The sequence below is a fragment of the Yersinia ruckeri ATCC 29473 genome, assembly GCF_000754815.1.
GTDB lineage: Bacteria > Pseudomonadota > Gammaproteobacteria > Enterobacterales > Enterobacteriaceae > Yersinia > Yersinia ruckeri.
Window position 1 is genome coordinate 1,328,186 of sequence record NZ_KN150747.1, and the last position, 25,114, is coordinate 1,353,299.

Here is a 25,114-nt window from a genome sequence, read left to right on the forward strand (position 1 = left end):
CAACAGAATACCGGCGTTCATCATCAACTTACTGGCAATAGTTTACCCTCCATGCAGGCAAGTAGCCTAAGAGTCTGCCGGAATAAACAGAACAACGTACTTTACGTTGGCAGGCAGAGTCCGTTTGCACGGATAGATAACGATATTATGGTTGATGCACGATTCGGCAAGGGCGCTATGGTAATGGAAGGCGAGGCTGCCGTCACCTGTAAAACCGTCCTAAAGAGATTAAAACAGTCCCATCTGACCGGTTATCAACGTCGTAAAATCATCCTGCAAAAAGGGAAGTATAGCGTCTGCAACCGGTTGCAACTGTCGGGTGAGATAATGATCGTAATCGATGGGAGAATGCTGATTCTCTAACGGTTCAGGTCCAGCGGTGGTCATGATATAGCTAATCCAGCCGCCATTTTGGTATTGCAGTGGACGACCCTGTTGGCGGTTATATTCATCAGCAAGTCGCGCCGCGCGGGCGTGAGGCGGCACATTTCGCTGATAGTCATCCAGCTTGCGGCGTAAGCGTTTTCGATAAACCAGAAGATGATCCCGCTCACCGTTAAGCGTTTGCGCCACATAGTCACGAACATAATCCTGATAAGGCTGTTGCTGAAAAATCCGCTGATACAGTGCCTGTTGGAATTCTTGCGCCAGTGGTGTCCAGTCAGTGCGGACCGTTTCCAGCCCTTTATAAATCATGCGGTCGCCTTCTGGTGTTGTCACCAATCCCGCGTAACGTTTTTTACTGCCTTGTTCTGCGCCACGAATGGTCGGCATGAGAAAGCGACGGTAGTGGGTTTCAAACTCCAGTTCCAGTGCGCAGGGTAGACCAAAGGTGTCCTGTAAATGCTGTTGCCACCAATTGTTGACGTATTCGACCAGTGCTTTACCGATCTGGCTGGCCTGTTCGTCGCTGTGAGCGTGTTTCAGCCAGACAAAGGTTGAATCCGTATCGCCGTAAATCACTTGGTAGCCACGGGTTTCGATGAGTTCACGGGTTTGACGCATAATCTCATGACCACGCAGCGTGATCGAGGATGCCAGGCGCGGATCGAAGAAGCGGCAGCCGCTGGATCCCAATACACCATAAAAGGCATTCATAATGATCTTCAACGCTTGGGAAAGTGGCTTATTTTGCTGGCGTTTAGCCTCTTCGCGCCCTTGCCAGATCTGATTGACGATGGCGGGTAGACAATGTTTTTCCCGCGAAAACCAAGCATGACGAAAGCCGGGAACGGCGTGTTCCGGTACGGGCTGATGCATGCCCTCGATCAAACCAACGGGATCGATCAGAAAAGTTCGAATAATGGAGGGATACAGACTTTTGTAATCCAATACTAATACCGAGTCGTACAAGCCGGGTTGCGAATCCATGACAAAACCGCCGGGGCTATGTTCTTCCGGTAATTCCCCCAGATTGGGGGCCACATAGCCGATCCGATGCATGCGCGGTAGATAAAGATGGGTAAAGGCCGCGACGGAGCCGCCACTGCGATCGGCTGCCAGGCCAGTGACGCTGGCTCTTTCCAGTAAGAAGTCTAACAGTTCGGTTTTGGCAAAAACTTTGCTGACTAGCTCGCAGTCTTTCAGGTTATAACGCGCTAGCGCCGGTTTATCCTGAGCGAAGCGGCGATTGATTTCATCCATGCGCTGATAAGGCGTATCGCTATCTTTTCCCTCACCCAGCAAAGTTTGCGCGACAGATTCCAAACTGAATGAAGGAAAGTTCCAGGTGGCTGATTTTAGTGCTTCAATACCATCAATAATCAGGCGGCCAGCAGCGGAGGCAAAAAAATGTCCTTGTTTGAAGCCGTGTTCGCGCCATTCCAGCAGGTTACGGCCTCGGCCAAAACGGAGTGGGATTTGATAGCGATCCGCATGTTTTTGCAGTACCCGCAGATCGAATTGCACCAAATTCCAGCCGATAATGGCATCGGGATCGTGCTGTTCCAGCCATTGATTCAATTTTTCTAGCAGCAGTGGGCGGCTGGGAACATATTCCAGATCGAAATCTTGCGGTTGATCGTCGCCATTGGGTGGGCCGAGCATGTAAACCTGACGCTGACCACAGCCTTGTAGTCCGATACAGTACAGTTCGCCGTGCTCGCTGGTTTCAATATCCAGCGACAGCAGTTTCAGTGGTGGGCGGTAGTCCTCCGCAGGTTTCATGCGGGTTTCCAGTAACACCCCGTGGTTATTGGCTTGTCCGCTAAACCATACCGGCGCAGTAATAAAACGCTCCATTAGAAAGCGTTCCGGTGGCCGAATATCACTTTCATAAACATTCACACCGCCTTCTTTCAGCAGCCTATCCAGCCGCATCAGTTGGCGGTGCTGTGAACAATACAGGCCGAGCACCGGGCGGTGATGGAAATCGGCCAGAGGCAGCGGACGCAGTTGATAGCAATGTTCATCCCGCAGAATTTTTTCCGCCAATGATCGTTGCTCCGCAGGAATAAAGGCCACGGAAGATTGAGGCGGCAGGCGGACAAGCTGTGGCCCTTGGTCGGTTGCCAGCCAGAACTCGACTTCGGTACCTGCCGGTGTATCTCGCCAGTGGCGAGTAAGCAGGAAACCTTGGCGTGCTTGCTCTACAGGATGACCTTTAATAAATGCTACCTTTAATCAATGGCACGATGAATGAAGAGTAAGTCTATATTCTTTTAGTATGGGTTTTTATACAGTCATTGTCTATTTGAATGCTAACCTGCCAAGGTTGCCGATATCCGATAAATTTCCCGTTGCGGCAAGTGGGCAATTGCGGGTAATTAATCAGCCAAGTACCTAGGATGAGCGAGGATTGCCAATGTTATGTTTGAGTGAGAGGAAGGATACAAATCATTGATTGACTGATATTGAGTGTGATTGGACAATCTTACGCGCTTTATACAACGGATAAATTTATGGAAGCCTATTTAGAACATCTTCTGACACAATCGCTGGCTTTCACGCTATTTGTCATCATGTTTGTTACTTTTATCGAGTCTTTGGCCTTTGTTGGCCTGTTATTACCGGGAACGGTCATGATGGCGAGCGTGGGAGCGCTGATTGGTAGTGGTCAGGTTGGCTTCTATCCTGCTTGGGCTGCAGGGATTGTTGGCTGCCTGCTGGGAGATTGGATTTCCTACTTTATTGGGCGGGCATTTAAACAGCCGCTGCATCGCTGGTCATTTCTGCAGAAACATAAAACCATGCTGGATAAAACTGAGCATGCATTGCATCAACACAGTATGGCGACGGTATTGATAGGTCGTTATATCGGGCCTACACGCCCGTTGGTGCCGATGGTCGCCGGGATGCTGGATTTGCCGCCGCTGAAGTTCGCACTGCCCAATATTATTGGCTGTCTGACCTGGCCTGCGGTGTATTTCTTCCCCGGTATTTTGGCCGGTGTCGCAATCGATATTCCGCCGAGTGCCAACAGCTATATGTTTAAGTGGTTGTTATTCCTGGTTGCGCTCACAGTTTGGCTGGCTGTATGGCTGATTTGGCGTTGGATAAGGCACGGTAAACGCGGGCCGGACCGCTTGAGCATCTGGTTGCCGCTGGCGCGTTTGCGTTGGCTTACAGTGTTGATGGTGATAGCGGCGATAGCCAGCTTTATCTGGCTACATATGCAGCCACTTATGCCGATCTATCGCCATCTACTGTGGAATGTATTAGCGGGTTAAGATGGGGTAATTCCCAGAATTCGTGCTTCTGGAACCAATCCGTCCACCAGAGCCTGTGTCGGGCCATCGTAATAGATGCGCCCGTCGACCACCAATAGCGTGCGTTCGGCAATACGTGCGGCATCGTCCAAATTGTGGGATACCATCAGTAATGTCAGTTGGCGACGTTGGCAGACTTGATTCAGCAACTGAAGCATTTCGGTGCGTAAGGCCGGGTCGAGAGCGGAGAAAGGCTCATCCAGTAACAAAATAGGCTGACTGCGTACCAGACAGCGTGCTAAGGCCGCGCGCTGCCGCTGGCCACCAGAAAGTTGGGCAGGCAGACGATCCAGACAGGCCTCCAATCCGACCTGTTGGACGATTTGTTGGAACAATTGGCGCTGCTGGGCATTGAGTTTCAATCCGGGATGTAATCCCAACCCGATATTCTGTTCCACCGTTAAGTGTGAGAAAAGGTTATTCTCCTGAAACAGCATTGATACGGGTCTTTTAGCGGGGGGACTATTGCTGTGATCCTCATTATTTAACCGCATCTGGCCACTGGCTGGAGTCAGAAAACCAGCAATCAGGCTGAGTAAGGTGCTCTTACCGGCACCGCTCGGGCCAAGAATAGCCACCCGTTCACCTGGCTTAATATGCACATCAAAGCGCATTGGTAAGTGATCATATAAATAGGTAATTTTCTCAAGCTTTAGCATGGCGACCCGGCAATTTCTCAATAAGAGTAAACAGCAAGAAACACAGTAGCAGTAGCAGTAGCGCAGTCACGGCACCGTCATTACTGCGATATGCCCCGATTTGTTGATACAGATAGAATGGCAGCGTGCGGAAATGTTCATTGCCAAATAACGCCACAATGCCGAAATCCCCGATGGAAATTACGCAGGCAAAAGCCAGCGCTTGGGCCAACGCGCGTTTTAAGGCGCTAAGTTCTACCCAGCGCAATCGGTGCCAGCCGCGAATATCCAGTGATAGACACAGCGGGCCGTAGCGTTCAGCCAGATCGCGCATCGGATTATCGAGTACCTTTAGTGCATAAGGTATCGCAATCAGGGCATTGGCAAGAATAACCAGTGGATAGGGCGATTGAGGTAAGCCAATGGTGTCGTTGAGTAACAGGAAGAAGCCAGTAGCCAGCACAATGCCCGGCATTGCCAATATCACCATCCCGCTCATTTCCATGGCCTGACCCAAAGCCATTTTATGGCGTAGTTTCAGTTCGCGGCTGCTCCATAACAACATCATGGTAAGTAATACGCAGAGTACACCGGCTCCCAGCGCGATAGTTATCGAGGTAGTTAAAGCTTGCCATAGTGCTGGTTGTTGCAACACGGTTAACATTGTCCGATTACAGCCATCCACCACCACCGCTAACAGCGGAGGCAGCAGTAGCAGCAAGGCGGCGGCGATTAAAATGCTATCGCCGATGCGGCTCCAATAGCTATCCTGTGGGTTACGCCAAACCTGAGCGTGGGTATTGCCAACGGCCAGTACGCTATTGAGACGCTGGCTAAGCAGTACCCATCCCAGACAGCATCCCAGTTGAATCAGCGCCAACAGCGCCGCTCGCGCCAAATCATAGTCATAACTTAGCGCCTGATAGATCGCCAACTCGATGGTCGTGGCCCGCGGCCCGCCGCCCAGAGATAGCACCGTAGCGAAGCTGGCAAAGCACAGCATAAAAATCAATGCGCCAGTCGGCAGAATTTGGCGACGCAGATAAGGCCATTCTACCCAACGGAAATGCTGCCAGCTGTTCATGCCTAACTGGGCAGCCAATTGCCGCTGCTCTACCGCAATACTTTCCAGCGATTGCAATAATAAGCGGGTTGCCAGCGGCAGATTAAAGAAGATATGCGCCAGTAAAATACCCTGTAAACCATAGGGTGAAAAACGATACTCCACGCCCAGCCAGCCTAAAATCTGTGCCAGCCAGCCTTGACGACCGTAGACGCTCAGAATACCAAACAGTGCCACCAACACCGGTAGCACCAAGGTCATGGCACAGAGTCGCAGTAATAATTGGCGTCCGGGAAAGCGGCGGCGATACAGCGCGCGCGCCAATAATATGGCTGGTGCGACCGACAGCAGAGCGGACAGAAAAGCCTGCCAGAAGGTAAAACGCACCACATGCCATAGATAGCTGTCATGCCATACGCCCAGCCAATCGGCCGAGGGCGCATGCTGCCAGATAGCCGTGAATGCCAGTGAGGCCACGGTAATCAACAGACCGGAGGCAATCAACCCCGGCCATAACCATCCGGGAATTAATGGCTGACTGCGGATTGCCATGCTTGAATCCATTTGCTGCGGTTATCTGCCACGTCTTTTACATTGAATTCCAATGCTTTCTGCGGCACGGTCAGCGTATCAAATCCGGCGGGCAGATCCATTTTGATCACCGGGTACATCCAGTTGCCGGTTGGAATGTGGTTTTGGAACGCGGGAGAAATGATGAACTGCATAAATTTATGTGCCAGTTCCGGTTGCTTGCTGGAGGCAACCTGTCCGGCGACTTCAACTTGTAGGTAATGCCCTTCGCTAAAATCTGCAGCGGCGTATTGAGTTTTCTGTTCTTCAATCAGGTGATAAGCCGGGGAGGTGGTGTAACTGAGTACAAAATCCCCTTCGCCTTTCAGGAACAGTCCGTAAGCTTCACTCCAACCTTTGGTCACGGTAACGGTCTTTTTCGCCAACTGCTGCCAGGCCGTTGGTGTTTTATCACCATAGACTTTTTGCATCCACAGCATCAATCCCAAACCCGGTGTGCTGGTGCGAGGGTCTTGATAGATGATTTTCCACGGCGTCTCGCTACTGATCAGCTCATGTAGGCTTTTGGGCGGGTTCTTGATTTTATCCTTGTTATAGACGAAGGCAAAATAGCCGTAATCATAAGGAACGAACGTGTTGTTCTGCCACACGTCAGGCAGTACCAGTTTGCTGGTATCGACCTGACTTGGCACAAATAGCCCGGTTTTCTCTGCCGACTGTACCAAATTGTTATCCAGCCCCAATATCACGTCCGCCGGGCTATTTTTCCCTTCCATCCGTAGGCGGTTCAGTAAAGAAACGCCGTCTTCCAGTGCAACAAATTTTAGTTCGCAGTGACATTCTGCTTCAAAAGCTTGCTTGATGGCTGGCCCTGGTCCCCAATCAGCGGCGAAAGAATCGTAGGTATATACCGTTAAGGTCGGTTTGGCGGGGGCGGCGGCTAAAGCGGCAGTGGCCGAAAACAACAGCAAGCAGGGAAGAATTCGTTTAAACACTTTGCACTCCTCAAAAAGAAAGGTGGCAAAGGTATCTGAGGCGGCGGTCAATATTGGCAAATATATTGTTCGCCGAATATATGACTCTCTCAAATCCCTTCGCCGGTATTAACCGGATCAGGTTCGACGGGTTTACTCTCAGCAAAAATTTTGCACCCCGTTGAGACGGCGCTATTGTAAAGACATAGTTAATTCAATGAAAGCCTACTTATCCATCAGGTGGTGTAAACCACGCCGACTTGAAATCAAACCAGCCTAGCGTATTCATGCGTACGCCGCGCATGCTGTGCTGGCCGAATAACTTTAGCCAGTGATGGAATAGTGGATGAAATTGATGGCTATTGACCAAGTGCTGACTCCACTCGGCCAGCGGTAAGTCGTTATTACGCCATAGTTCGACATCCTGATGCAGTTCTTCGCTGAGGCAGTATTGCAGCAGCGGCAATTCATAAAGCGTTGCCATTAGAGAAAACTCAATGGGCAGATAGAAATTGGCGCTGCCGAGCCAGAGGTCACTTTTCGCCTCTCCCTGATACCAACTGGCGTAATCCAATACCTGCACAATCAGTTCGACCCCTTGCTCAGCCAAAACCTGACGTAACGTTTGGTTGATGGCATCGAATTCCGGATGTTCACTAAAGCAGGTTAACGTCAGCTCAGTGAGTCCGGCTGGCTTGTGACCCGGCGGATTCAGAAGATTGTGATGCCAACGTGGTAACATGCCATAAGCGGGCGACCAGTAACGCTGATAAAGCGCATCGGCATGGCTGAGTAATGCCACCGGCGTGATCAGTTCGCACAGCCAGCGTCTGACTTCTGGCCGGCAAATCAGGGAAGAGCGCTGGTCGAATAGCAAGAAATAGCAGCCTTCCTCCAGTCGACTTTCCAGTGCATCGCGACCGGTATCATCTGCCTGTAAATGAACGCCAGAAGAAACCAGATCTTCCGACAGATCGGGTAACACCCAAACATTCACCTCATCAATCAACGCCCTGAAACCAAAATAGTTATCAAAAGCTTGAATTTTAAATTGATTGTGGCGGTTGTGGACGACCGAATAAGGACCGGTGCCAATCGGATGGCGGGTAAAATCAGGCAGACTTTCCCATTCCTGTGGCAGAATCATGGCTTGAACACTGCCCAGTAACCAAGGTAGCCAATAGTCGGGCGTACTCAGGTGGACATCAATGACATAAGGCGTAGGGGAGTTAATCTGGATGATATGGGAAAACAGGGGTTGGGTCGTTAGGCGGCTTAACGAGCTAATCACATCCTCCGTTTCCAGCTCTCGTCCATGATGGAAATGAATCGCCGGACGCAGATAAAAGCGCCAGTGCAGCGGATTCAGGGGTTTCCAGTGATGAGATAAATCTGGCTCGACTTCCCCATTTTCCTCATTTATGCGAGTCAGTCCGTTAAAAATCTGTCGCACGATATGGGTTTCTGAACGCCTGAGCGCCGAACCGGGCAGTAGATTTTGCAACTGGCGATAGTAAAGAACTCTAAGTATATGTTTTCCTTGTCGAAAACTGCGTCCAAGTTGAGATAGTAGCATCTGGCGTACCGCTTGCTTATCACCCACCAACTGAACCAACTGATCGATATGGTCTTGTTCCAGGAGTTCTTCAGCTCGTTGTTGTTGTAGTGCCAAACCGGTGTAGAGAAAGGTGAGTCTGGAGCGTTTACCTCGACCCGCCTCAGCCTGCCAATTCAACCATCCGTTTTGCTGCATCGTTCCCAATAGAGAGCGAACGTGACGGCGTGAGCAATTTAGCACGTCGGCCAGCTCTTGCAGCGTGGTATCCATCGGTTGGCCGTGGTAATACTGCCATAAACGGATGAATTGGTGTTGCAGGCGAGAAGTGGACATAAAAGAGGAACTCCACGGCAAAATGCATCAATTTATCTTTCCCTATATTACGCAGATAATGATTCGTAATGAAAGGGGAGGAGCATGATGAAAAAGTTCTTAACCAAACAGTTTTATCAAGATTACTTTTCGGCAGTCAGGCAGCAGAAACGTGACTGGCTGAACTGGGTACCGATAGAATGGCGGATGCGTACGCTGGCAAATTTGACCCAGTGGGATATTGAGAATATGCCGGAAAAAGAATATCGCAAGCATCTGTAATGTCACTGGGTGACATTCTGGTTTTGTTGGCAAGAAAGGTTGTCTACCATCAAAAATTTCTGAGTAATGGTGTTTTTCACCAGCCAGTGGGGCGACCTGCTGGCTTTTTTATTCTCCGATAATTAATTGCTGCATAAGTATTAGGCTTTTAACTGCAATGACCCTTCTGTAGCATGTAAATGAATAGTGGTTTTTGGCGATGGAGCCTGAAATTGAAATGAAATCTGCCCTGATTGACTCCCGTCGGACTCATCCGGTTTTTATTGCGTTTTTTGTGGTGGCCTTTCTTTCCGGTATTGCTGGCGCATTACAGGCACCGACACTGAGCTTATTTTTAACCACCGAAGTTCATGCGCGCCCACTGTGGGTTGGGTTGTTTTATACCGTGAATGCCATCGCCGGGATTACGGTAAGTTTTGTGCTGGCCAAACGATCTGACTTGCGTGGTGATCGCCGTAAACTGATTATGCTGTGTTACGGCATGGCGGTCGGCAACTGCCTGCTATTTGCTTTCAATCGTGATTATCTGACTTTGATTACGGCCGGTGTGCTGCTGGCCGCGGTGGCCAATACGGCTATGCCGCAAGTATTTGCTCTGGCGCGCGAATATGCCGATAACTCGGCCAGGGAAGTGGTGATGTTCAGCTCCATTATGCGAGCGCAGCTTTCATTAGCATGGGTTATCGGGCCTCCACTTTCATTTATGCTGGCATTGAATTACGGTTTTACCCTAATGTTCTGTGTTGCGGCTGGCATCTTCGTGCTCAGTGGCATTTTGGTCTGGTTTCTGTTGCCCTCGATTCCTAAGGCCGTGGTGGCGGAAGATGCACCAGTGGCGATTCAGGCCGGACTGTTTGCTGATAAGAATGTGTTGCTGTTGTTTATTTCATCGATGCTGATGTGGACCTGCAACACTATGTATATCATTGATATGCCTTTATATATCACCGCGGATTTAGGGTTGCCGGAACGTCTGGCTGGATTATTGATGGGGACTGCCGCCGGCCTGGAAATTCCTATTATGCTATTGGCCGGTTATTCAGTTAAACGCTTTGGCATGCGTAATATTATGTTGCTTGCCGTGGCTGCTGGCGTCGTGTTTTATGTCGGCCTGATATTGTTTAAATTCAAAGCGGCGTTGATGCTATTGCAGATCTTTAATGCCATTTTTATCGGCATTGTTGCTGGTATTGGCATGCTTTATTTTCAGGAATTGATGCCCGGTCGAGCGGGTGCTGCGACCACGCTATTTACCAACAGTATTTCCACCGGTGTGATTCTGGCGGGAGTATTGCAGGGGATACTGACAGAAAACCTCGGCCACTATGCGGTTTACTGGATGGCTGCTGCGTTGGCAGTGTTATCGCTACTGATTTTTAGCCGCGTGAGGTCAATTTAAAAAACTTTACTCCCCCAGTGATAAGTGACCGGGGGATGAGCCAAAAAGACACATCTCTGGGGATTAGCGCAAGAACTCGGGCTGTTGCAGCTCGTAGGCAGAGATAAGATCTTTGTGTTGCAAGGTCAATCCGATGCTGTCTAGCCCATGCATCAAGCAATGCCGGCGGAAACCGTCAATCTCAAAAGAATAGCGTTTACCCGCGGCATGGACGGTTTGTTGTTCTAAATCAACAACAAATTCAATGCCTTCATTGCTTTCCACTAACTTGAATAGTGTATCGACATCGGCGTCACTTAATGTCACTGGTAATAATTGGTTATTGAACGCATTGCCATAAAAGATATCGGCAAAGCTGGGGGCAATGACCACCTTAAATCCGTAATCCGTCAGTGCCCAAGGGGCATGTTCACGGGAGGAGCCGCAGGCAAAATTTTCCCGCGCCAACAGGATAGAAGCCCCTTGATAGCGTGGACGGTTCAATACGAATTCAGGGTTATCAACCTGACCGGCGGCATCCAGAAAACGCCAGTCATGAAACAGATGTTGACCGAAACCGGTGCGGGTTACTTTTTGCAAATACTGCTTAGGAATAATGGCATCTGTATCGACATTCGCTGCATCCAGCGGAGCGACCAAACCGGTGTGTTGAATAAATTTTGCCATGGGCGCTATCTCCGATTAATGAGTGGGTGCGGTTAAATCGCGCACATCAGCAAAGTGACCGCTTACTGCGGCAGCAGCTGCCATGGCTGGGCTCACCAGATGAGTTCGTCCGCCGCGCCCCTGGCGGCCTTCAAAGTTACGGTTGCTGGTGGAAGCGCAACGTTCGCCCGGCTCCAGACGGTCATTGTTCATTGCCAAACACATTGAACAGCCCGGTAGACGCCATTCAAATCCAGCTTCGATAAAGATTTTATCCAAACCTTCCGCTTCGGCCTGCGCTTTTACTGGGCCGGATCCGGGAACCACGATAGCCTGCACACCGCTGGCCACTTTGCGCCCTTGGGCGATAGCAGCCGCAGCGCGTAAATCTTCAATCCGTGAGTTGGTACAAGAGCCGATAAAGACTTTATCAATTGCGATCTCGGTCAGTTTGATACCGGGTTGCAAGTCCATATAAGCCAGTGCTTTTTCGGCGGAAGCTCTCTCCACGGGATCGCAGAAGGATTCCGGTGTCGGGATCAACTGATTGATGGCAATGACCTGACCGGGGTTGGTGCCCCATGTTACTTGCGGTGCGATCTCCGCTGCATCCAACCTGACCACGGTATCGAATGCGGCGTCGGCATCGGATTTCAGCGTACGCCAATAAGCGAGGGCTCGCTCCCAGCTTTCGCCGGTTGGAGCAAACTGTCGGCCTTTCAGGTAGGCAAAAGTCGTCTCATCTGGCGCAACCAAACCGGCTTTGGCACCCATTTCAATCGCCATATTGCAAACCGTCATCCGGCCTTCCATGCTCAGTGCTTCAATAGCACTGCCACAGAACTCGACAATATGACCGGTGCCAGCAGCACTGCCGGTTTTACCAATAATCGCCAGCACGATGTCTTTGGCGGTGATTCCTGCGCTGACCTTACCGTGGACTTCAATTTTCATGTTCTTGGCGTGGCCCTGCTTCAGCGTTTGAGTGGCTAAAACATGCTCAACTTCCGAAGTGCCGATACCGAAAGCCAGGGCACCAAAGGCACCGTGAGTCGCGGTATGAGAATCTCCGCAAACAATGGTCATGCCTGGCAGTGTCATACCTTGCTCTGGGCCAATAACATGAACAATGCCCTGATACGGGTGGTTCAAGTCGTATAACGCGATGCCGAATTCAGCGCAGTTTTTGATCAACGCCTGCATCTGGATGCGTGCCATTTCACCGCTGGCATTGATGTCTTTACTCTGTGTCGAAACGTTATGATCCATCGTGGCGAAGGTTTTGCCTGGCTGGCGAAGTGGGCGACCCATCGCCCGTAAACCGTCAAAAGCCTGCGGCGAAGAGACTTCATGTACTAAATGGCGATCGATATACAGCAGCGGTGTCTCGTTCGGGGCTTCTCGAACGATATGGGCATCATATAATTTCTGATATAAGGTTCTGGCCATCTTAACCCCGCTTGGTGATAAGGCTGGCGATCACATCACCCATTTTATTGGTACCAATCGCTTGGCCACTGCCTACCAAATCCGCAGTGCGATAACCCTGTTCTAAAGCCTGATTAACCGCGTGTTCAATAGCGTCGGCGGCAGCATCTTCACCTAAACTGAAACGGAATAACAAGGCAAGAGACAGGATCTGGGCAATGGGGTTAGCAATATCCTTGCCAGCGATATCAGGTGCAGAACCGCCAGCAGGCTCATATAAACCAAAACCTTGCTCATTCAGACTGGCAGAAGGCAACATGCCCATCGAACCGGTAATCATGGCGCATTCATCAGACAAAATATCACCAAACAGGTTGGAACACAGCATAACGTCGAACTGGGACGGATCTTTAATCAACTGCATAGTTGCGTTATCAATATACATATGTGACAAGGCGACATCTGGGTAATCCGCAGCAATGGCCGTCACCACTTCACGCCACAGAATCGAGCTTTGTAACACGTTGGCTTTATCCACGGAGGTGACTTTACCGCGACGTTTGCCGGCCGATTCGAAAGCGATACGTGCAATACGTTCGATTTCAAAGCGGTGATAAACTTCGGTATCGAAAGCGCGTTCGTACATTCCCTGGCCATCACGGCCTTTCGGTTGACCAAAATAGATACCGCCGGTCAACTCACGCACACACAGAATATCGAAGCCACGAGCCGCAATATCACTGCGCAGAGGGCAGAAATCTTCCAAGCCTTGATGCAATTTGGCTGGGCGCAAGTTACTGAACAACTTGAAATGTTTGCGTAACGGTAATAATGCCCCACGCTCTGGCTGTTCGGCGGGAGGTAAATGTTCCCATTTTGGTCCGCCAACGGAGCCGAATAAAATTGCATCGGCCTGTTCACAGCCGTTGATTGTTGCTGTTGGCAGCGGGCAGCCTTGACGATCGATAGCGGCACCACCGATGTCATAAACGCTGGTTGAAATCCGCATGTCGAAGCGCTGACGCACTGCATCCAGGACTTTATTTGCTTGCACCATGACTTCCGGGCCAATACCGTCACCGGGTAAAACGGCAATATGATAAGTTTTTGTCATCTTCACACCATTTCCTGAGAGTTTTGTTGCAAGCGCTGCTTTTCTATTTCTACCTGCTGTGCGCGCCAGATGTTATTCAATACGTGAACCAATGCCTGGGCAGAGGATTCGACGATATCGGTGGCTAACCCGACACCGTGGAAACGGCGGCCCTGATGCTCGACGACGATATCAACCTGGCCCAGAGCATCTTCGCCCTGACCCTTGGCGGACAATTGGTATTTAACTAACTCAATCGGGTAATCGGTAATGCGGTTAATCGCCTGATAAACCGCGTCTACCGGACCGTTACCTGTAGCCGCTTCGGATTTCACCTGTTCACCACACACCAATTTTACCGAAGCCGTTGCCATCACGCTGGAGCCGGATTGCACGCTAAAATAGTCCAAACGATAATGTTCAGGTTCTTCCTGTTGTTTATTGATAAAGGCCAGTGCTTCCAAATCATAATCGAATACTTGCCCTTTTTTATCCGCCAGCTTCAGGAAGGCGTCATACAACGAATCCAGATTGTAATCAGCGTCTTGGTAGCCCATTTCTTCCATCCGATGCTTCACTGCTGCGCGGCCAGAGCGGGATGTCAGATTCAATTGCACGGCTTTTAAACCGATGGATTCTGGGGTCATAATTTCGTAGTTTTCACGGTTTTTCAGCACGCCATCTTGGTGAATACCGGAAGAGTGGGCGAAAGCGTTGCTGCCAACAATGGCTTTGTTGCCCGGAATCGGCATATTGCACAATTTACTGACCAATTGGCTGGTGCGGTAAATTTCCTGATGGTTGATATTGGTGTGGACACCCAGCATTTCATGACGCACTTTAATCGCCATGATCACTTCTTCCAATGAACAGTTACCCGCACGCTCCCCCAAGCCATTAATGGTGCCTTCAACCTGACGAGCACCAGCCTGAACTGCGGTAATGGAGTTGGCCACGGACATGCCCAAATCGTCATGGCAGTGGACAGAAATAATGGCCTTATCAATATTAGGAACGCGTTCATACAGGTTGCTAATGATTCCACCAAACTGGTACGGCGTGGTGTAACCCACGGTATCCGGGATATTGATGGTTGTTGCACCGGCACCGATCGCCGCTTCTACAATACGGCACAGATTATCAATCGGCGTGCGGCCAGCATCTTCACAAGAAAACTCAACGTCATCGGTGTAATTCCGCGCGCGTTTTACCGAGTGAACGGCCATCGCCAGAACGTCGTCAAAAGTACGTTTTAATTTGGATTCGATATGTAAGGTAGACGTCGCCAAAAAGACGTGGATGCGGAAGGCTTCGGCGATACGCAGGGCTTCGGCAGCTACATCAATATCGTTGTCCACACAGCGCGCCAATGCACAAACCCGGCTATTTTTAATCTCTCGAGCAATGGTTTGAACTGACTCAAAGTCTCCGGGGGAGGAAACGGGGAAACCCACTTCCATAATATCGACGCCCATTCTCTCCAAAGCCAGCGCAATCTGTAATTTTTCTTTCACACTCAGGCTGGCTTGCAACGCCTGTTCGCCATCGCGCAATGTGGTATCGAATATAATGACTTGTTGACTCATCAGATAATTCCTTTTTTGGGTGATTTTTTTGCGCGCGACGGATAAAAAAAAACCCGCGCATTTGCGCGGGTTTCTGAATCTCGATGGCTGAATCAGTTCTGATTTCCGTCCACCAACATACCGCGCAAAAGGAATGCGTTAAGTAGTAGGCTTAGTAGACGGATTGAGTCGAACATGGTCAGTTTCTCATCGGTTAATTATTTCGCTTCCTAATTTGATACGTGATTTTGAAAGCAGTGTCAACTTTTGTTTTAAATGGCGACTTATACTGGTTACATGATTTTCCCTCACTGTTTATTAGAGTTAAACTCTTCTATTTTGTTTTTTCTGATTTTTTATTCCATTAAGGCATTCTTTACTGCAATAATTATTTGCCATATGGCATTAAACTTGGCCGATTATGCTTATGAGTGAATTTATTCTTCTTCTCGGCGATCCAGATGAATCGTTAATACTTGTTTAAGTAAAATTATCCTCTGACAAACTTGATAAGGTGGATAAAAATGACAGATAGCATTAATGTAATAAGGCATCTTACTGCATTCGCTATTGACGATGATTAATAATCATAAATATATTTATATGAAGTCGTGCCAATGTATTCACAAATTAAATGTGTCAAGCTTTAGTTTATTAATCCACACTTAATGTTTATTATGTCAATGTTATGGTTTCAATCATTTAACAGCTGTTAATTTATTTTAAGAACTAATAAGGTTCAATTTATGAAGTTATCATTTAATAATGGCATGATTATGAATCATCGTATTTTGTAATGTGAAGGTGTTATATGTTTTTTTAGGGCTATTTATCTCACCACTGAAACGGGTTCGTTTCAATGATAATATGCCAGATTATTCTCTTTTATTGATGTATGAGGACTCTCTGTCAATAGGATGCGTTAGATGTGATACGTAGTTTCACATTTTATACAAGGACGAGACTCATAGTTATCACTTTAAAAATGATAGCAAATGAGAACATTGGCTCTATTAATTGTGAGATATCTAATATATCAGTAATTAAACTAATTGATATCAAGGATAGTCATAATACTAATAGCGCCATCTGCATAAAGCTTAGTGGAGTTAAGCATGTCTGAACACAACTTAGTAACTGCAAATCCAGTAGCTAAAAAAGAATCTTTTGATGTCCATCTGCGAAGTGTCGATCTCAATTTACTGACGGTTTTTGATGCCGTTATGCAAGAGCAGAATGTCACTCGTGCTGCGCAATCATTGGGTATGTCGCAGCCTGCGGTCAGTAATGCAGTTGCACGATTAAAACTGATGTTTGATGACGAACTCTTTTTCCGTAGTGGTCGTGGCATCCAACCTACGATCAGAGCCAAACAGTTATTTGGCCCGGTTCGTCAAGCATTGCAATTGGTGCGTAATGAATTGCCGGGTGTCGGTTTTGAATCGAAAAGCAGCGAACGTTTGTTTAACCTTTCTATTTGTAGTCCACTTGATGTTCGCCTGACTGCCGAGATAGTTAGTCGGGTAAAACAATGTGGCCCACATGTTCAGTTATCGATTAAATCCTATCTGAATGATGATATTGAACATCAGTTACGCTATCAGAAAACCGATTTTGTGATCGGTTATACTGAATTTGAACGACCAGAATTCAAACGCGCACTTTTATTTAATGATGAACTTGTATTAGCTGTTTCTGCCAACCATCCACGGATCAAAAGTACCATTACATCTGAGCAACTTTTTGAAGAGCAGCACGCTGTCGATTCATTGGATAAGGTCGGTTCATTTAGTAAAAACTATTATGAGGCTAATGATATTTCACATACTATTGCTTATGAAAGTACGGATATGAATAGCGTTCTTAATGTTGTGTCTAAAACAAGTTATGTTGCTATAGTTCCGCGCTGGCTAATAAAAATCTGTAGTGAAGAGTCTAATTTGAAATTGATTGAGTTACCGTGGGCAAATACTACACGGGCCTGTTACCTGACCTGGCATGAATCCACCGATCGAGATAAAGGACATCAGTGGATGAAAGCATTATTAAGTCAATTTAGTATTTCGATTTAAATTACATTATTGGCTACAGGTACTGTTACTACTGGGGTGCTTTCGGTACCCCAGTAGTTTTGCTGTCAGTCATTGTAATTGCCACTTCATGTGCACGCAGGTTCATTACCCCCCCAACTTGGGGCGCTTCTTGTTTTTCCAGTAGTGATGTCATTTCGAATAAAAGTTGAAATTTTTTGTATTAAATTGAAATATATAGAAAAATATATTTCCCACCACACTTTTACGTCGAAATCTGTTTGCCATAGGCGTCAGAGTGAGTAGACTGCGCAAAAAAGTGAACACCTGTAAGCTGAAATCTTGGCTGGAAGGGGTCATTACTCTATACTTTTCTATTAAAACGCCGGGTAGTTCTTATTATGATAAATAAATTGCAGCAATATCATTTGGTGAGTCGACTGCATCAGCAGATTAATGATCGTGCTGATCGGGTTGCGTTTCGCCAGTGGTCACCCGTTACTGAAATGCAACTTACCTGGCAACAAGTTGGTCAGCATGTAAAACGCATTTCAGCTGCATTATTGGCTTTGAACGTCAGTGTTCAAGAAAATGTCGGAATTTTTGCCAATAACAGCATGGCTTGGTCATTAGTCGATTTGGCCATTTTACAGCTGAGAGCGGTTAGCGTTCCTCTTTATGCCACCAATACGGCGCCCCAAGCGGCTTTTGTGGTCAATGATGCGGATATTCGCATTCTATTTGTTGGTGGCCAATCTCAATATGATGTTGCTGTTACGCTGAAAGCGACTTGCCCACAGTTGGAAAGCATTGTTGTGCTGGATCCGACGGTAGATCTGGGTAGCTGTGAATATGCACAATATTTATCGTCTTTCGAAACCGAACCGGATGCGGAGATTCAGGCATTACTCAATGCTCGTATCGACAGCCGCGATTTAAACGATCTCTTTACGCTGATTTATACCTCCGGTACCACTGGCGAACCGAAAGGCGTGATGCTGGATTACCGCAATATGGCGGCTCAGCTCTACCTTCATGACGAACGCTTGACGCTAACGACGGATGATATTTCCCTAAGCTTCCTGCCGCTTTCGCATGTTTTTGAACGTGCGTGGAGTTTCTATGTGATGCATACCGGCGCGCAGAATGTCTATATCAGTAACACTGATTGGGTACGTCAGGCGATGCAGGCAGTCAGCCCGACGGTAATGTGTGCCGTTCCACGATTCTATGAAAAAGTCTTCAGTGCCATTCATGAGAAAGTTGCTCAGGCAAAGTGGTATCGTCGGGCGTTATTCCATTGGGCAGTCGGCTGTGGAAAGAGAAAATTCCGTCAGCAACAGCAAGGCCGACAACCGTCGTGGTTCTCCAACCAGTTAAACCGTCTGGCTGATCGTTTGGTGCTGCAAAAGTTGCGTGGTGTTCTTGGTGGTCACGTGCGTTTTTTACCGGCGGCTGGGGCGCGCCTCGATGACAATGTGATTCTGTTTTTCCAGGCTATTGGTATCAATATCAAGTATGGCTATGGGATGACGGAAACTTGCGCAACGGTATCCTGTTGGGAAGAAGGTCGCTTCCGTTTTGGTTCTATCGGTAAACCACTGCCGGGAATTGAAGTGCGTATGGGGGCTGAAAATGAAATTCAGATCCGTGGGCCGATTGTGATGCGGGGTTATTTGAATAAGCCGGAAGAGACGGCGGCTACCTTTACCCAAGACGGCTGGTTGAAAACCGGTGATGCGGGTGCCATTGATCAGCAAGGTAATCTATTTATCACCGAGCGTTTGAAAGACTTGATGAAAACATCAGGGGGCAAATACATCGCGCCTCAGATGATCGAAGGCACGCTGGGTCAGGATCGTTTTATCGAACAAATCGCAGTGATTGCCGATACACGCAAGTTTGTTTCAGCGTTGATTGTGCCGTGTTTTGAGTCTTTGGAAGAATATGCCAAATCTATCAATCTGAAATACCATGATCGTCTGGAATTGTTGCGCCATAGTCACATTGTGGAAATGTTTGAGCAGCGCTTGAAAGAGATGCAGAAAGAACTGTCGAAATTCGAGCAGGTAAAACGTTTTACGCTATTGCCACAGGCTTTTTCAATGGAGTCCGGTGAACTGACGCCAACCCTTAAATTACGCCGTAAAATCATTTCTCAGCGCTATCAGTTGGAAATCGACTCTATGTACCGGGATTAAGTCGGCGGCTATTATTTTCTCTGGCCTGATACGCCGCATTGTTCGGTTAAATGCAACGTATTGGCCAGAACCCTGCTGCCGACACGTATCATCCTCTCCAGCCTCATCGCGGTTCTTTTTGCATAAATGTTATGCAAACGTGATTACCTCATTTAGTTCTGTTATTGCCAGCGACATCAATATAATCCAGATAGTTTATCGGGTCTTGCTAGTGTTTTATTTTTGTAAAATTAATGAAACTAGCGGGCCGCCGATTTTACCTTCGCTTTGCGCCCTATTTGCTGTTTGCCTGCCAGAAATTCTGACGTTATGTTAATTCATCATATTCGAACAATAACAAGAGTTGGGCCTCGTGCCTTTCCTACAGGACAACGTAGAAATGACTTGCGGTTGTCTAAAAAAAGCAAACCTAAGCCTGGAGGCAAAACCCATGGAGATGTTGTCAGGAGCCGAGATGGTCGTCCGGTCGTTAATCGATCAGGGCGTAAAACATGTATTCGGTTATCCCGGCGGGGCCGTACTTGATATTTACGATGCCCTGCACACCGTTGGGGGAATCGACCACATTTTAGTTCGCCATGAACAAGGTGCGGTTCATATGGCTGATGGCTATGCTCGGGCAACAGGCGAAGTTGGCGTCGTGCTGGTGACTTCTGGCCCTGGCGCGACTAACGCGATTACCGGGATTGCCACCGCTTATATGGATTCCGTACCTATGGTGGTGTTGTCTGGTCAGGTACCCAGCTCACTTATCGGTTTTGATGCTTTTCAGGAATGCGACATGGTCGGTATTTCCCGACCCGTGGTAAAACACAGTTTTCTGGTAAAACGCACCGAAGACATTCCTTCGGTATTGAAAAAGGCGTTTTATCTGGCTTCCACTGGCCGTCCTGGTCCGGTAGTGATTGATTTGCCGAAAGATATCGTCAGTCCGGCGGTGAGAATGCCTTATGCCTATCCGGATCAGGTTAGCTTACGTTCGTATAACCCGACGGTACAAGGGCACCGTGGGCAAATTAAACGTGCGCTGCAAACCATTTTGGCTGCAAGAAAACCCATCATGTATGTGGGTGGCGGTGCGATTAATTCCGCTTGTCATGAGGAGCTGTTAATTTTGGCGGAGAAATTGAATCTGCCAGTAACCAGTTCATTGATGGGATTGGGCAGTTTCCCCGGCACTCATCGTCAAAGTGTTGGTATGCTTGGGATGCATGGCACTTTTGAAGCCAATATGGCGATGCATAATGCGGATCTGATTTTTGCCGTGGGCGTGCGTTTTGATGACCGTACGACCAACAATTTGGCTAAATACTGTCCAGATGCCACCGTGTTACATATTGACATCGATCCGACCTCGATTTCGAAAACGGTAAATGCAGACATTCCTATTGTGGGCGATGCCAAACAAGTGCTTCAGCAAATGCTTGAATTGGCAGCACAGATCGACTGTGTCCAGGATTTTGATGCCTTGCGCGATTGGTGGCAGTCGATCGAACAATGGCGTGCTCGCGATTGTCTGAGCTACAACAAAGAAAGTGGCAAAATCAAACCACAGGCGGTGATTGAAACTTTACACCGTTTGACCAAAGGCGATGCTTACGTCACTTCTGATGTAGGCCAGCATCAAATGTTTGCCGCGCTCTATTATCCGTTCGATAAACCACGCCGTTGGATTAACTCAGGCGGCTTGGGAACCATGGGATTTGGTTTGCCTGCCGCTTTGGGCGTAAAACTGGCGTTGCCGGATGAAACCGTGGTGTGTGTGACCGGCGACGGTAGCATCCAAATGAATATCCAAGAGTTGTCCACAGCGCTGCAATATAATCTGCCAGTATTGGTTTTGAACCTGAATAACCGCTATTTGGGCATGGTGAAACAATGGCAGGACATGATTTATTCTGGTCGCCATTCGCAGTCTTATATGGAATCTCTACCTGATTTTGTCAAACTGGCTGCAGCCTATGGGCATATAGGTATTGCCATTCGCACTCCAGATGAGCTGGAAGGCAAGCTGGCAGAAGCATTAACGCAATTGACAGAAACTAATCGTTTAGTGTTTGTTGATGTCACCGTTGATGAAACCGAACATGTTTACCCGATGCAAATTCGCGGTGGTGGTATGGATGAAATGTGGTTAAGCAAAACGGAGAGAACCTAATGAGACGCCGGATTTTATCAGTATTGTTGGAAAACGAATCCGGGGCGCTGTCTCGGGTGGTCGGCCTGTTTTCACAACGTGGCTATAACATTGAAAGTTTGACCGTTGCACCGACTGACGATCCGACACTTTCCCGCATGACGATCCAGACCGTCGGTGATGAAAAGGTATTGGAGCAGATTGAGAAACAGCTACATAAACTGGTTGATGTTCTCCGAGTGAGCGAACTGGTTCCTGGCGCGCACGTTGAGCGGGAAATCATGTTGGTTAAATTGCAGGCCAGCGGCTATGGTCGTGAAGAAATCAAACGCTGCACCGAGATTTTCCGCGGGCAGATTGTTGATGTAACCGCCACGCTTTATACCGTCCAACTGGCTGGTACCAGCGATAAACTTGATGCATTCCTTAATGCAGTGCGTGAAGTGGCCGAGATTGTTGAAGTTGCACGTTCCGGCATTGTCGGTGTTTCCCGTGGTGATAAAATCATGCGCTAAACCGGATTCCAACTACGCTGCTGCATAATTTAAGGCTCTGCGTTGACGCAGGGCTTTTTTTTTACATTTTTAACTCACATAGCGACATCTTATGGTGAAAGCGGTTGCTCAATCGAGTGTTCTGCGGTTAGATCTATCATGGGTTATATCCATGGTCAGATTATGTATATAAAACCCTCGGCAGACCAATCTGCCTTTCATTACTTTACTGGGTTTATAAGGGGTTAACGTGAAACTGGATGAAATCGCGCGTCTTGCGGGTGTTTCGCGCACTACGGCCAGTTATGTCATTAATGGCAAAGCGAAACAGTACCGTGTCAGCGATAAGACAGTCGAAAAAGTGATGGCTGTGGTGAGAGAACACAACTATCACCCTAATGCCGTAGCGGCTGGTTTACGCGCGGGCAGAACCCGATCCATCGGTTTAGTTATTCCAGATCTGGAAAATACCAGTTATACACGTATTGCCAATTACCTTGAGCGTCAGGCGCGTCAGCGCGGCTATCAACTGTTGATCGCTTGTTCTGAAGATCAACCGGATAACGAAATGCGTTGTATTGAGCATCTGCTTCAACGGCAGGTCGATGCGATTATCGTTTCGACAGCTTTGCCACCAGAGCATCCGTTCTATCAGCGCTGGGCAAATAAACCTTTCCCAATTATTGCGTTAGATCGGGCTTTGGATCGAGAGCATTTTATCAGCGTAGTTGGCGCCGATCAGGACGATGCCTTGATGCTGGCGCAAGAATTACGAACATTCCCAGCAGAATCCATTCTTTATCTGGGTGCCTTGCCCGAACTTTCCGTAAGTTTCTTGCGGGAGCAGGGATTCCGTGAGGCTTGGCAGGATGATCCGCGTAAAGTCGATTACCTGTATGCCAATAGCTATGAGCGTGATGCGGCTGGTACGGTGTTTGCTGAATGGCTAAAGACGCATCCCATGCCCCAGGCATTATTCACCACCGCATTCCCGCTGTTGCAAGGTGTGCTGGACGTCACTTTACAGCAAAGTGGTCGCTTACCAACCAATCTGGCTATCGCTACTTTTGGGGATAATGAGTTACTGGATTTCCTCGAATGTCCGGTGCTGGCTGTTGCCCAGCGTCATCGGGATGTGGCCGAAAGAGTGCTGGAACTGGTACTGGCCAGCCTGGATGAGCCGCATAAACCGAAGCCGGGTCTGACGCGAATCCGGCGTGATTTATTCCGTCGGGGGAGTTTAAGTCGTAAATAACGCGCTGAATCATGAATGCAATCGGGCACCTAAATAGGTGCCCGAATTCTATCTAAAACGCTTACCCAGTGTGCCTTAAAGCCCCGTCCTTCAGGGCGGGGATATAAGGCACGGTTTTCCACCTAACTGAGTGTTTGTTGTTGCTCAATGTATTGCCTGATGATGGATATTGGCGCGCCGCCGCAGCTACTGGCAAAGTAACTCGGAGTCCACAGAACGCCTTTGTAATAATACCGAGCCGCAATATCAGGGCGGTCACGACGCAGTAACCGACTTGATACCCCTTTGAGGCTGTTAACTAAACTGGAAACTGCCAGTTTTGGTGGGTAGTTAATCAACAGGTGAACATGCTCACTTTCACCATCCATCTCAACTAGCTCGACATCAAAATCAGCGCATACGCTGGCAAAATAGCCTCTCAGCTTCTCGATAGCATCCTGATCAAATACTTTGCGTCGATATTTGGCGACAAACACCAAGTGTACATGCATCAGGAAGGTGCAGTGTCTACCTCGACGAATATCAATTTTTTTTATCATAGGCCAAGAGTATAATTCTCAATATGAAACGACTACAAGCCTTCAAGTTCCAGTTAAAACCCAATGGTCAGCAGGAGCGCGATATGCGGCGCTTCGCTGGGGCATGTCGTTTTGTATTTAATAAATCATTGGCCTTGCAGAACGAAAACCATGAAGCGGGAAACAAATACCCTCCCTATGCAAAAATGACAGCATGGCTTGTTGAGTGGAAAAAAGAACCTGAAACTCAATGGTTGAAAGAATCACCTTCTCAGTCTTTGCAGCAAGCGTTAAAAGACCTCGAACGCGCCTATAAAAACTTTTTCCAAAAACGGGCATTATTCCCACGGTTTAAAAAACGCGGGCAAAGTGATTCATTCCGCTATCCGCAAGGTGTGAAGCTGGATCAGGACAATAGTCGCATATCGTTGCCAAAATTGGGCTGGATCAGCTACCGCAATAGTCGTCAGGTTGTAGGCGAGGTGAAAAACGTCACCGTCAGCCAGTCATGCGGTAAGTGGTTCGTCAGCATCCAGACGGAATACGAAGTATCGGAACCTCAACATGAATCAACATCAATGGTTGGTCTGGATGCAGGAGTAGCAAGACTCGCCACGCTCTCTGATGGCACTGTTTTTGAGCCTGTAAACAGCTTTAAATCCAACCAGAATAAACTCGCCAGACTCCAGCGTGTAATGAGCCGTAAGGTTAAGTTCAGCAACAACTGGAAGAAAGCAAAAAGCAAAGTACAAAAGCTGCACTCTCGTATCGCAAACATCCGCCGCGACTACCTTCACAAAGTCAGCACGACAATCAGCAAAAACCACGCAATGATCGTCATTGAAGACTTGAAGGTTGCCAACATGTCAAAGTCGGCAGCGGGTACGGTAAGCCAGCATGGGGGCAACGTCCGTGCAAAATCCGGCTTAAACCGTTCGATATTAGATCAGGGGTGGTACGAACTCCGCCGCCAGCTTGAGTACAAACAGCTCTGGCGCGGTGGTCAGGTGCTGGCAATTAATCCAGCCTACACCAGTCAGAAATGTGCCTGCTGTGGTCATACAGCGAAAGAAAACCGCCAGTCACAAAGTCAGTTCGCGTGTCTGGAATGTGGATATACAGAGAACGCCGATATAAACGGCGCTCGTAATATTTTAGCGGCGGGACACGCCGCGTTAGCCTGTGGAGAGATGGCAGCTTTAGGCCGCTCGATGAAGCAGGAACCCACCGAGGTGAGTCAGGCTTCGGTCTGAACGCTGTAGGAATCCTCGCCCTTTAGGGCGG

At 48.4% G+C, this 25,114-nt stretch carries 19 protein-coding genes and 1 riboswitch; of the genes, 9 read left to right on the top strand and 10 right to left on the bottom strand.

What is annotated here, in order from left to right:
* Positions 1-228: 228 nt before the first annotated feature.
* Entirely contained in the window at positions 229-2,607 is a 2,379-nt protein-coding gene (locus DJ39_RS05860) for a DNA polymerase II (protein ID WP_038240886.1), read from the bottom strand.
* 293 nt (positions 2,608-2,900) lie between these two features.
* Between DJ39_RS05860 and DJ39_RS05865 the strand changes: the two genes are divergently transcribed.
* Positions 2,901-3,668 carry a DedA family protein gene (locus DJ39_RS05865; protein WP_004721584.1) on the top strand — a complete coding sequence of 256 codons (768 nt, stop codon included), beginning with the start codon at positions 2,901-2,903 and terminating at the stop codon, positions 3,666-3,668.
* Here DJ39_RS05865 and thiQ read toward each other — a convergent pair.
* From thiQ to sgrR, 4 genes are all read right to left on the bottom strand, one after another.
* Positions 3,665-4,366, bottom strand: a complete 702-nt coding sequence (thiQ, locus tag DJ39_RS05870) for a thiamine ABC transporter ATP-binding protein ThiQ (protein WP_038240884.1) — start codon at positions 4,364-4,366, stop codon at positions 3,665-3,667. The two genes, DJ39_RS05865 and thiQ, sit on opposite strands and share 4 nt — an antisense overlap.
* Positions 4,353-5,960: a thiamine/thiamine pyrophosphate ABC transporter permease ThiP gene (gene thiP / locus DJ39_RS05875; RefSeq protein ID WP_038240882.1), complete on the bottom strand. Its 1,608-nt coding sequence runs from the start codon at positions 5,958-5,960 to the stop codon at positions 4,353-4,355. The genes thiQ and thiP overlap by 14 nt, the downstream gene beginning before the upstream one ends.
* Positions 5,936-6,934: a thiamine ABC transporter substrate binding subunit gene (thiB, locus tag DJ39_RS05880; RefSeq protein ID WP_038240880.1), complete on the bottom strand. Its 999-nt coding sequence runs from the start codon at positions 6,932-6,934 to the stop codon at positions 5,936-5,938. The genes thiP and thiB overlap by 25 nt, the downstream gene beginning before the upstream one ends.
* Before the next feature lie 76 nt (positions 6,935-7,010).
* A riboswitch (TPP riboswitch) is annotated at positions 7,011-7,104 on the bottom strand.
* 38 nt (positions 7,105-7,142) lie between these two features.
* Complete coding sequence (gene sgrR / locus DJ39_RS05885) at positions 7,143-8,804, bottom strand: HTH-type transcriptional regulator SgrR (protein ID WP_004721591.1); 1,662 nt, start codon at positions 8,802-8,804, stop codon at positions 7,143-7,145.
* 84 nt (positions 8,805-8,888) lie between these two features.
* On the opposite strand from sgrR, the gene sgrT reads away from it, so the two are divergent.
* Together sgrT and DJ39_RS05890 are read left to right on the top strand one after the other, a co-directional pair.
* The gene (sgrT, locus tag DJ39_RS17355; protein WP_004721593.1) at positions 8,889-9,065 is read left to right on the top strand and encodes a glucose uptake inhibitor SgrT; all 177 of its coding nucleotides are present in this window, start codon (positions 8,889-8,891) and stop codon (positions 9,063-9,065) included.
* 217 nt (positions 9,066-9,282) lie between these two features.
* Positions 9,283-10,464 carry an MFS transporter gene (locus DJ39_RS05890; RefSeq protein WP_038240933.1) on the top strand — a complete coding sequence of 394 codons (1,182 nt, stop codon included), beginning with the start codon at positions 9,283-9,285 and terminating at the stop codon, positions 10,462-10,464.
* Between the two features lie 63 nt (positions 10,465-10,527).
* Here the strand turns inward: DJ39_RS05890 and leuD are convergent, their stop codons facing one another.
* The 4 genes from leuD to leuA are packed head-to-tail and all read right to left on the bottom strand — an operon-like array spanning position 10,528 to position 15,216.
* The gene (gene leuD, locus DJ39_RS05895) at positions 10,528-11,130 is read right to left on the bottom strand and encodes a 3-isopropylmalate dehydratase small subunit (protein ID WP_004721597.1); all 603 of its coding nucleotides are present in this window, start codon (positions 11,128-11,130) and stop codon (positions 10,528-10,530) included.
* Between the two features lie 15 nt (positions 11,131-11,145).
* On the bottom strand, positions 11,146-12,558 hold the full coding sequence (gene leuC, locus DJ39_RS05900; protein ID WP_004721600.1) for a 3-isopropylmalate dehydratase large subunit: 1,413 nt from the start codon (positions 12,556-12,558) through the stop codon (positions 11,146-11,148).
* A 1-nt stretch (position 12,559) separates the two neighbouring features.
* Complete coding sequence (gene leuB / locus DJ39_RS05905) at positions 12,560-13,651, bottom strand: 3-isopropylmalate dehydrogenase (protein WP_004721603.1); 1,092 nt, start codon at positions 13,649-13,651, stop codon at positions 12,560-12,562.
* Positions 13,652-13,653: 2 nt separating this feature from the next.
* Positions 13,654-15,216, bottom strand: coding sequence for a 2-isopropylmalate synthase (gene leuA / locus DJ39_RS05910; RefSeq protein ID WP_004721605.1), 1,563 nt, complete (start codon positions 15,214-15,216; stop codon positions 13,654-13,656).
* A 1,094-nt stretch (positions 15,217-16,310) separates the two neighbouring features.
* Here leuA and leuO point away from each other — a divergent pair.
* From leuO to cra, 5 genes are all read left to right on the top strand, one after another.
* The gene (gene leuO / locus DJ39_RS05915; RefSeq protein ID WP_004721609.1) at positions 16,311-17,267 is read left to right on the top strand and encodes a transcriptional regulator LeuO; all 957 of its coding nucleotides are present in this window, start codon (positions 16,311-16,313) and stop codon (positions 17,265-17,267) included.
* Positions 17,268-17,626: 359 nt separating this feature from the next.
* The gene (locus tag DJ39_RS05920) at positions 17,627-19,426 is read left to right on the top strand and encodes an AMP-dependent synthetase/ligase (RefSeq protein ID WP_004721611.1); all 1,800 of its coding nucleotides are present in this window, start codon (positions 17,627-17,629) and stop codon (positions 19,424-19,426) included.
* A gap of 430 nt (positions 19,427-19,856) precedes the next feature.
* A complete protein-coding gene (gene ilvI / locus DJ39_RS05925) occupies positions 19,857-21,584 on the top strand; it encodes an acetolactate synthase 3 large subunit (RefSeq protein ID WP_004721614.1) in 1,728 nt (575 codons plus the stop codon).
* Complete coding sequence (gene ilvN / locus DJ39_RS05930; protein WP_038240876.1) at positions 21,584-22,078, top strand: acetolactate synthase small subunit; 495 nt, start codon at positions 21,584-21,586, stop codon at positions 22,076-22,078. Before ilvI ends, ilvN begins: the two co-directional genes overlap by 1 nt.
* Before the next feature lie 229 nt (positions 22,079-22,307).
* Positions 22,308-23,312 carry a catabolite repressor/activator gene (cra, locus tag DJ39_RS05935; RefSeq protein ID WP_004721616.1) on the top strand — a complete coding sequence of 335 codons (1,005 nt, stop codon included), beginning with the start codon at positions 22,308-22,310 and terminating at the stop codon, positions 23,310-23,312.
* A 122-nt stretch (positions 23,313-23,434) separates the two neighbouring features.
* Here the strand turns inward: cra and tnpA are convergent, their stop codons facing one another.
* Positions 23,435-23,851: an IS200/IS605 family transposase gene (tnpA, locus tag DJ39_RS05940; RefSeq protein WP_038251221.1), complete on the bottom strand. Its 417-nt coding sequence runs from the start codon at positions 23,849-23,851 to the stop codon at positions 23,435-23,437.
* A gap of 23 nt (positions 23,852-23,874) precedes the next feature.
* Here tnpA and DJ39_RS05945 point away from each other — a divergent pair, with 23 nt between their 5' ends.
* Positions 23,875-25,083, top strand: a complete 1,209-nt coding sequence (locus tag DJ39_RS05945) for an RNA-guided endonuclease InsQ/TnpB family protein (protein ID WP_038251223.1) — start codon at positions 23,875-23,877, stop codon at positions 25,081-25,083.
* The last annotated feature ends 31 nt before the right edge of the window (positions 25,084-25,114 follow it).